7 protein-coding genes and 2 pseudogenes are annotated in these 9,304 nt (G+C 67.5%); 2 read left to right on the forward strand and 7 right to left on the reverse strand.

All coding sequences use genetic code 11. The annotated features are described in order from the left end of the window. Window positions 1–63 precede the first annotated feature (63 nt). The 7 genes and pseudogenes from ABZ725_RS52290 to ABZ725_RS52320 all read right to left on the reverse strand — a co-directional run. Window positions 64–578 (reverse strand): annotated as a pseudogene (locus tag ABZ725_RS52290) (transposase family protein); the annotation flags it as partial. A 5-nt stretch (window positions 579–583) separates the two neighbouring features. Further along, window positions 584–1,636 (reverse strand): aldo/keto reductase, encoded by a 1,053-nt coding sequence (locus ABZ725_RS52295; RefSeq protein ID WP_351915032.1) that lies wholly within the window; start codon window positions 1,634–1,636, stop codon window positions 584–586. A 69-nt stretch (window positions 1,637–1,705) separates the two neighbouring features. Further along, on the reverse strand, window positions 1,706–2,710 hold the full coding sequence (locus tag ABZ725_RS52300) for a helix-turn-helix domain-containing protein (RefSeq protein WP_358809437.1): 1,005 nt from the start codon (window positions 2,708–2,710) through the stop codon (window positions 1,706–1,708). Between the two features lie 210 nt (window positions 2,711–2,920). Continuing rightward, window positions 2,921–3,781, reverse strand: a complete 861-nt coding sequence (locus ABZ725_RS52305; RefSeq protein ID WP_358809438.1) for an MBL fold metallo-hydrolase — start codon at window positions 3,779–3,781, stop codon at window positions 2,921–2,923. A 174-nt stretch (window positions 3,782–3,955) separates the two neighbouring features. Next, on the reverse strand, window positions 3,956–4,936 hold the full coding sequence (locus tag ABZ725_RS52310) for an aldo/keto reductase (protein ID WP_358809439.1): 981 nt from the start codon (window positions 4,934–4,936) through the stop codon (window positions 3,956–3,958). A 545-nt stretch (window positions 4,937–5,481) separates the two neighbouring features. Further along, entirely contained in the window at window positions 5,482–6,498 is a 1,017-nt protein-coding gene (locus tag ABZ725_RS52315; protein ID WP_358809440.1) for a hypothetical protein, read from the reverse strand. Window positions 6,499–6,526: 28 nt separating this feature from the next. Next, on the reverse strand, window positions 6,527–7,363 hold the full coding sequence (locus tag ABZ725_RS52320) for an oxidoreductase (RefSeq protein WP_358809441.1): 837 nt from the start codon (window positions 7,361–7,363) through the stop codon (window positions 6,527–6,529). 224 nt (window positions 7,364–7,587) lie between these two features. Here ABZ725_RS52320 and ABZ725_RS52325 point away from each other — a divergent pair, with 224 nt between their 5' ends. Next, window positions 7,588–8,286, forward strand: a complete 699-nt coding sequence (locus ABZ725_RS52325; RefSeq protein ID WP_351915044.1) for a TetR/AcrR family transcriptional regulator — start codon at window positions 7,588–7,590, stop codon at window positions 8,284–8,286. A gap of 789 nt (window positions 8,287–9,075) precedes the next feature. Then, a pseudogene (locus tag ABZ725_RS52330) lies at window positions 9,076–9,189 on the forward strand (IS5/IS1182 family transposase); the annotation flags it as partial. Window positions 9,190–9,304 lie beyond the last annotated feature (115 nt).

A 9,304-nucleotide genomic window follows, 5' to 3' on the forward strand; every position in this document is an offset into this window, starting at 1 on the left:
CCGCTGGAACAACTCCCAAAGCCCGTCCGGTACCAGGCGTTCGACCATCAACACACAACCAGGCTACCGGTAACCCCAAATGAGATGGCCTCTTAGGCCGTCGCCGTGCTGCCGGCAGTCACGGAGGATCTTGTAGTTCTTCAGTCGGCCGATCGCATGCTCGACCCGCGCGCGGACCCGGCTTTGCTCGGCGTTGCCGGATTCTCGCCGACCAGCAGATCCCGGCCGGGTCGTTTGGGGTGCGGGACGGCCAGGCCCGTGTTGATGTAAGCGCCGTCACCGAGCACGGTGACGCCCTGACACTGCTGCGGCAGGCCGGAGTCGCGCCACGCATGGGCGTCGGCCCTGTTGCCTGGAGCCGGGCGGGCGGTGGCCACGACCAGGCTGATGCCGGCGTCGATGACGACCTGCACGTTCGCGGAGAACCGGTAGTCGCGGCTGAAAGCGCCGACCTTGCGGTCACGGACCGGAATCAAGGTGCCGTCCACGATCCACAGCCAGCCCGCAGCATCGACAGGACGGGCGGCCGGCTCGAGCGAGAGCAGGGGCCCAAGCCGCTGAATGACCCGGCGCACCGTCAGTGTCACCGTCGGAAACCAGGACGGACGGGATGAGGGTTGAGGCGAGTGAACGCCTCTTGTCGTTCATAGGGGAAGTACGGGTATGGCGCCGTCCGGGCGCTTGCGGCGTCGAGTCGCGCCACCTGATTGTCCGTCAGGGCCCATCCGACGGCACCGAGATTCTCGCGCAGCTGTTCCTCGTCGCGGGCGCCGATGATGACCGAAGCGACGGTAGGGCGTCTGAGCAGCCAGTTGATGGCGATCTGGGGCACGGTCCGGCCGGTTTCCTCCGCGAGGACATCGAGGGTGTCCACCACGCGGAAGAGCAGTTCCGCCTCCACCGGCGGTCCGAAAGCGGCGGTGGAATGCAGGCGGCTTCGCTCGGGGAGCGGATCGCCCCGACGGATCCGGCCGGTGAGGCGCCCCCACCCCAGCGGGCTCCAGACGACGGCGCCGACACCTTGGTCGAGACCCAGTGGCATGAGCTCCCACTCGTAATCGCGGCCGACGAGTGAGTAGTAGACCTGGTGGGCCACGTATCGCTGATAGCCGTGCCGGTCCGCGTCCGCCAGGGATTTCATGAGATGCCATCCGCCGAAATTCGAGACTCCGATGTAGCGCAGCTTTCCGGCGCGTACCAGGTCGTCGAGCGTCGACAGCACCTCCTGCACGGGAGTTCCCGCGTCGAAGGCGTGAAGCTGGAAGAGGTCGATGTAGTCGGTACCCAGCCGAAGAAGAGCTCGGTCCACACATTTGATCAGGCGTGCTCGCGAAGTCCCCGCGTCCGCCGGATCACGGCTTGTCGGCAGACCTGCCTTGGTGGAGAGGATCACCTGGTCACGACGCCCCTTTATGGCAGCGCCGAGTATTTGTTCCGAGACTCCGTCGGAGTAGACGTCGGCCGTGTCGAACATGGTGGCACCTGCGTCGAGGCAGATGTCGATCAGGCGTCGTGCTCCTGCCGTGTCCGTGTCGCCCCAGGCGCGGAAGAGTTCACCTCGGCCGCCGAAGGTACCTGTGCCGAAGCTCAGTGCGGGGACCATGAGTCCGGAAGCTCCCAGTCTCCTGTATTCCATGCCGGATTTCTTCCTTGTCCTGGGCGTCGGCGGAGACGGCGTGGCGATGGCGACCGTTGTCTTCCGTGTTCAAGTCTTGTTCGATCTCGCGTAGACCGCTGGAGTGACTCCGTAGTGCGACTTGAAGTGCCGTATGAAATGAGCGGCGTCGGAGTACTGCCAGCGTGCCGCGATCTCGGATATTCTGTCCGCGGTGCCGGGCCGCATCAGTTCGTCGTGTGCTTTTTGAAGACGCCGGCGGCGAGCAAACGCCATCGGTGAGTCACCGGACTCCGCGAATGAACGATGGAGCGTCCGCAGGGAAACCCCGAGTGATTTCGCGATCATCACCGGAGACAGTTCCTGCTGGTCAAGGTTCTTCTCGATGGCGGCCTTGGCGGCGCCGACCAGAGACGCACCTTCGACTCCCGCTCCCGTGTCGGTGCGCCCGGAAAGTATGCCGGAGAAAACTGCGGCACATGACTCCAGTGCAAGCTTCTGCACATCGGGTGATTCCCGCAGGACGTCACGAGACTTCTCGATCGACTCCAGGAAATTGAGGAAGAACTGCACCTGCGGAAGATCGCAGTCCACGATCATAGGTTCATTAAGGACTCTTGCGCGCTTCCCTTGCACAGCATGCGTGGTCACAAAGTCTCGCGGTATCTTGACCACTCGTGTCCGGGTTGCGGGAGCGCTCATGAAGTTCAGTGGGATGCGCGTGTCACGAATGCACATCTGACCTTTCCCGACCGAGAAGTCACCACTCTTTCCGGACCATCGTGTTTCCCCGGACATGACGACGTGCGCAGCTACGGGATCGGTGTCGTTGTTGCTCCCGGAGACTCCGGCGAGCGAGTCCGAGTACACGTTCATGGACACGAAATCACTGAACTTGTAACCCTTGACGGAATGGGTGAACCCGTTCGGATTGGCGAAGCGGGGGATGCGGAGTCGCGTAAGATGCGCGAGCGGCCCGTCCGGCCAGTCCGTAAAGTCGAACCGTCCCTCGTGGACTGCTTCCGCGTCGAGCGTCACGGTTGATTCGAGATCGAATTCCGGATGCCATTTCCGTCTGCTTCCGGGTTCCTTCATGCCCTTTTCCCATCCAGACCTGGTTCACGAACCACGAGCGCGCGAAACTGTCGCCCGAGGCTTGGAATTCGGCAGAATCCGCCGCTGTCCTGCCCTTCCTTTGCGGAGTCTCCCGTCGACAGGTACTACGAGCACTCAGTGCACGAGGGTTCAAGAAATCTGCTCTCCCCCTCGCGAACGGGGACGCACCGGTCGGCCGCCTCCGGGGCTTCAGGAACCGGACCGGAACGTCCCGTCGGCCGGGTCGCCGGCGGAGTCACCGGTGGAGTCGAGGAGGCGGAGGTACTCGAAGGGCTCATGCGCCGCGAAGATCTCGATCTCGGGGTGGTCCGCGTGCAGCGCGCGGAGCCGGTCCTGGTTCTGCCGGCGGCTGGCGAACTCCGTCGTGACCGCCATCTGGAACAGGGCGGGGCCGGGCGCGCACCTGCGTCGCGGCTGCTTGATCTCACGGGCGTCGAAGTAGGCGTCCCCGGCGGCCAGGATCCATTCACCGCCCTTGCCGACGGCCACGCCGCAGTGTCCATGGGTGTGACCGAAGAGCGGTACGAGGAGGATGTCCGGGGGAAGCCCCCGCAGTTCCCGCACGGCATCGAAGCCGAACCACTCCTCACCGCCGTGCCGGTAGGTCCGCCAGTCCGGACCGTGCGCCCACATGCCCGGCCGGTATCTGCGGCGTGCCTTGAAGGACGGCCGGCGTACGGCCATCTCCAGCTCGGTCTCGTGCACATGGACCGCGGCGTTCGGGAAGTCCGACAGGCCGCCGACGTGATCGAGGTCGAGATGGGTCTGGACGATATGACGCACATCCTTCGGGTCCAGGCCCAGGCCGCGGATCTGATGGACGGCGGCGAGCGAATCGTCGATCTCCGGACGGGCGTAGCCCCGCACGAAGTCGGCGCCGAGGCGGGCAATCGGGTCGGCGTAGTCGGCGGTCCCCAGGCCCGTGTCGATCAGGACGAGCCCCGAGTGTTCGGTCTCCAGCAGCAGCACATGGCAGACGAGGTGCCGACCCCGTACCGACAGACCGCGCAGGGACGCGCAGTTCAGGTGATGGACATGTGTCACGCTCATCGAGAGATCCCTCCTGTAACGAACTTTCGGGCTGTTGGTCTGCCGGGCCGTCGGTCGGCGGACCCGTCGCGGGCTGCCGGGCTGTCCCTCCGTGCGGCGTGCGCGTTTGCGCCGCGGGCTCCCGGGTCCCGGCCGGTGCGGCATGCGCCGGCCGCATCGGCCGGGGTGGCGCGGTCACAGCAGACCGGTGACCTCGTGCGGGACGTAGAGCTCTTCGAGGAAGGAGACCTCGTCGTCGGTGAGCCGCACGTCGAGCGCGGCGAGAGCGTCGTCCAGCTGGGAGATCTTGGACACGCCGACGATGGGCGCGGTCACGCCGGGGCGACCGGCGACCCAGGAGAGGGCGATCTGTGCCGCGGGAAGGCCGCGGCGCTCCGCCAGGTCCGCCACTCGGTCGATGATCCGCTGGTCGGTGTCGGCGGTGGCGTCGAACAGGACCTGGCCGTACTTGTCGTCGCGCGTGCGGGCCGTCTCCTGTCCCCTGGGACGGGTCAGCCGTCCGCGCGCGAGCGGGCTCCACGGGATCACGCCGACGCCCTGGTCCGCGCAGAGCGGGAGCATCTCGCGCTCCTCCTCGCGGTACAGAAGGTTGTAGTGGCATTGCATGCTGATGAAGCGCTGCCAGCCGTGGAGGTCGGCGGTGTACTGGGCCTTCGCGAACTGCCAGGCGTACATCGATGACGCGCCCAGGTAGCGGACCTTTCCGGACTGCACCATCTGGTCGAGCGTGGAGAGGGTCTCCTCCAGCGGGGTACGGGGGTCGAAGCGGTGGATCTGGTAGAGGTCGATGTGGTCCGTCCCGAGCCGCTTCAGGCTGGCGTCGAGTTCCGTCATCATCGACTTCCGCGACAGGCCCAGTGAGTTGGGGCCGTCGTGCATCGGGGCGAACACCTTGCTGGCGATCACGACTTCGTCCCGGCGTGTCTCCTTCGCCAGGACGCGTCCGAGGATCTCCTCGCTCGCGCCGTCGGAGTACTGGTTGGCCGTGTCGAAGAAGTTGATGCCGGCGTCGAGTGCCCGGCGGACGACGGCACGGCTGTCGTCCTCGTCCAGAGTCCACGAGTGCTGACCTCGGCCGGGGTCTCCGAAGGACATGCCGCCCAGGGCTATCTGCGAGACATCGAGTCCGCTCCTGCCCAGTTTCACGTACTGCATTGCTCTCCTTCTCGTCGTGGACAGGCCTTGGTGGTCTGTCGTCGTGCTCGTGGTCGCTCCTCGGCCGGCGGGCGCGAAGCAGCCAAGGGCCGGGGGCCCGGGGGGAGTCGGGGCGCCGACTGATCGTGTCCCGTGGCCGAAGGGTTCGGGCGATGTCGCTGCGTGGGTCGCTGCCGATGGCGCTGCCGAGGTCGACGGTGGCGGCCGGTTCCGGGCCGGTGGGGCCGTCTGTCCAGGTGTTCGGCTTGCGGGCGGCGGCGCGGGCGTCGTCCGGCTGGTGCTGTGGCGGCGGTGAGGGGGACGGGCCGTGACGCGGCGGCGCCGGGAGGAGCGGGCGTGGCCGTCGAGCGGAGCGGTGTCCGGCGCGGGTACGGCGGTGAGCTGTGGGACCACAGGCCGGGCGGCAGATCCGCTGTCGCGCCGCGGACCGCTCGGGGTCCGTGCCCGGTCCCGGCGGGCCCGTCGGTCAGGGATGCCCCTCGGGAGAGTCCGGTGGTGGCGCGCCGTCGGTCGTGGTGATCAGGCCGAGACCCGGAGACCGAGGGTCAGGGCGTCCGGGTCCGCCCGGTGATCCGCAGGAGGTGTTCGGTCTGGGCGTCGACGGACTGGGGTCCGTTGCCGGTCAACAGGGTGTGCTCGTCGTCCCAGACGACCTTGGCCGCAGAAGGGTTCAGGGTGAGGTCGACGTCGTAGCCGGCCGCGTCCAGGGCGACATCGACGTAGTAGGGCAGGCGGGTGGATTCGCCCGGCACCTTGGGGTACTGGAGTTCCAGCATCATCCGCTCGCCGTACCGGGCGACGGTGGTGAGGCGTGCGCCCCGGAACCGGTGCTGTTCGTCGGTCGTGACGGTGCCTTCGTCATCGACGCGGTAGCGGGCGGAGGTCATCGCGACGGGGGCGTGGCAGATGAGGGAGATCGGCACAGCGTTGTCGTGGAGGGTGTGCAGCAGCTCGCCCATCCACGGGTTGTCGTGGAAGTCGACCATGGGTGCGTGGCCGCCGGGCATGTGGACGAACGCGAAGCTGTCGAGGGAGAAGTCGTCGTCCGGGTCACGGTGGCGTCGGATCAGCTCGGGGATCGAGTGGTAGTGGTGCTCTGGCAGGGCTTCGAAACCCGCGACGACGTCGTCCCTGATGGAGACGGCCTCGCTGTCGGTTCTGGGCAGGGCCTCGGAGACCGGAATGCGTCCGAGGTGACGGTGGGCAAGGGCCAGCTCCGCTTCGCGGCGCTCCAGCAGGTCGGGGTTCTTGGCCCGCAGTGCCTCAGGGGTGGAGTGCTTCGTGGCCCGCTGGATGGTGGTGCGTGCGGTGGCGCTGCCCAGTCGGCTGCCGGCGTGGAAGTTGAGCGCCATGCCGTTGATGTCGAGCTGGGGCGGGTTGCCGTCGGGAGTGGCGAAGACGAAGTCGTAGTCGTCCTCGAAGGCCGCCATGACCGCGGCGAGTTCGACGAGGAAGAATCCGGTGGGGATGCCCGGGTGGTCGGTGGGCTTGCTCAGCGGCAGGGTGCGGGCGGAGGAGAGCACGAAGAGGGCTTGGGGCCGGGTGTCGGCAGGTCTGGGCATCGGTAGGCCTTGTCCGTGAGGTCGAGTGTCAGGCGGGGACGCCGGAGGCCCGCTTGATGAGGGCGTCGAAGGTCCGGTCGGGCAGGAGCCGGCTGAGGAAGATGAGGGGGCGGGCGCCGAAGCCGACGGTGTAGCGGGTACGGGGGCGGCGGGCGGTGGCGGCCTTGGTGACCGCGTTCGCGATCACGGAGGGGGGTGAAGTCATCCGGGCGCCTTCCTGGGAGCTGTTCTCCAGGGACTTCGCCACGGCGTTGGCCTGTTCGGCGTAGGGGCCGTGTCCGGAGACGCCGCGGACCTTGCCGGCCGCGATCGCGCCCCATTCGGTGTGGATGGAGCCGGGCTCGACGAGGACGACGTCGATGCCGAACCGCTTCACCTCGAGGCGGAGGGCGTCGCTGAGGCCTTCGACGGCGAACTTGCTGGCGTGGTACCAGGATCCCAGGGGGGTGGCGAAGCGCCCGCCCATGGAGCTGATGTTGATGATCGTGCCGCTGCGCTGGGCGCGCATGTGGGGCAGGACAAGCCGGGTGAGGTGGGCCAGTCCGAAGACGTTGACCTCGATCTGGGCGCGGGCCTCATCCAGGGAGACCTCCTCCAGCGCGCCGTAGGAGCCGTACCCGGCGTTGTTGACCAGGACGTCGATGCGGCCCTGTTCCTTCACGATCCTGTCGATCAGGTTCCCGGCCGAGGTCTCGTCGGTGATGTCCAGGGCCAGGGTGTGCACGCCGGCGGTGGCGAGCGCGCTCATGCGGTCGGTGCGCCGCGCGGCGCCGTAGACGGTGAAGCCCGCCGCCTTGAGCCGGAGCGCGGTGGACTCACCGATACCGGAGGAGGCGCCGGTGACCAGTGCAACCTTGTTCGACATGACCTTTTCCTCTGCTGGTGCGCGGTCCGATGGGAGCCGTCGGCGGATGGTGGGAGCGGCCGGAGCCGCCGTGCCGGCAGGCCGGGAACTGCGGTCGGCCGACACACGCAAGTCCCGGGGTTCAGCCGGTGCTTCGCGTTGCCACAAACATAAGAGACTGCCGGTCTAAACGCAAGAGGACGGTGGTCTGTAATCAAGAGACTGTCAGTCTGTAGACTTCGGGCATGACGACCTTCCAGCGGGCAAGAAGCGAGGAACAGCGCTCGGAGCGAAGGCGGCACATCCTCCAGACCGCCGCCGCGATGCTCGCCGAGATGCCGGTCGCCGCCATGAGCCTGAACGAGCTGAGCCGCCGCGTCGGACTCGCCAAGTCCAACGTGCTGCGGTACTTCGAGACCCGCGAGGCGGTGCTGCTCGAGCTGCTCGCCCAGAGCGCCGCCGACTTCCTCACCGAGGTCGGCGAGCCCCTTCGCTCACTGGTGGACGCGCGCGAGCCCCTGGACGCCAGGATCGAGGCCGCGGCATCCGGACTGGCCGCGTCCTTCGCCGCCCGGCCGATGCTGTGCGAACTGCTCAGCGCCCAGGCCGGCGTACTGGAGCACAACATCTCCGTCGAGGTCGCGACCCGGTACAAGGAAGGCGCCCGCGACAGCCTGCTCGGACTGGCCGAACTCCTCCGGCATCTCCTGCCCGAGCTCGACCGCCCGCGCTCCGAACAGGGCGCCAACCTGATCATCGTCCTGATCTGCGGTCTGTGGACCCACACCCACCCCGCCCCGGTCGTACGCGCCGTCTACGACGCCGACCCCAGCTTCGCCTTCATGGACTCCGACTTCGCGGACGCCTTGCGTCAGACCCTGTTCGTGCTCCTCACGGGACTCAGCCGGACGGGCTCCGGGACAGGTTCAGAGAACACGGCGTGACGTCCGCGGCCGCGGACGATCCCGCCCGGTCCGCTCGACAGCGCCCGGACCGGGCACTCGACGCACCGGCGCGCCGGGTGCCGCGGAGCCCGCGCGGAACGCCGGTCCCCCACGCACGTCTGCCGACTGAGGCCCTGAGAGCCGACGCCCCTCAGGGCCTCGCCCCCTGCGGCCGACCGGCCGACGGATGGCGAAAGCGGCGGCCGTAAGGACCGCGGCCGCCGAGGGCGGCGGTTCAGGGCCCTGCCACGTTTCTCCGTGACCCGCGAAAACGGCACTGCGAGGCCCATTCCGACCCGGATTCCCTTCGTCGGTCCGCCTGTTGGTGTACTTCACCTGGCACTTCACTTGTCACTACGCGGTGAAGACGAGGCGAGTTCAAAAACCGTTGGTCCTCCTGCTCCCGCCGAGGGCAGGCCCCGTGGGACGGGTGGCGCGGGCCATAGCTCCGCCCCTGCCTGAGGGCGCCGTCCCAGGTCGTGGCTAGGTGTAATCGCGCGCAGGGGGGCGGCCCCGGAGGGCCTGCCCGGCTGCTGTACACCCATAGGGAACGGGTTTGAACTGCACCCGCCCAGGGCCCGCCCTACGGTGCAGAAGGGCTGCTTGGGCAGGAGTTCAAGATGTCAGATGATTCAGAGCGCAACGCGGATCCACAGAGCGATCCCGCTGCGCTCGCTTCTTCGACCGTACCGAATCCGGAAAAAATCAGCGCACCCAGAAGCGACCGACCAATTGGACCCTCAACTCCAGATCTTCGGAACAACGCTCGCAGCCTGATCAAGGTTCCCGGTCCCGCACCGCCGTCCCGCGGGCGGCGAACTGTTCGGCTGGAAGCACGAGCACACCCGCTCTCACAAGCAGGCCAGAGCATGCGTCGAGCACGTCTTCGCTCGATTGAAGACCTAGAAAATCCTTCGCGACTGCCACTTAGAGGCCATCTCATTTGGCGAGTCTGCGGTAGCAGATGAGGGTGCAGGCGATGCTGGTGAAGGCCAGGAAGTGAGCGGCCTTGCGTTCG

It is taken from the genome of Streptomyces sp. NPDC006872, from assembly GCF_040635845.1.
Taxonomy (GTDB): domain Bacteria; phylum Actinomycetota; class Actinomycetes; order Streptomycetales; family Streptomycetaceae; genus Streptomyces.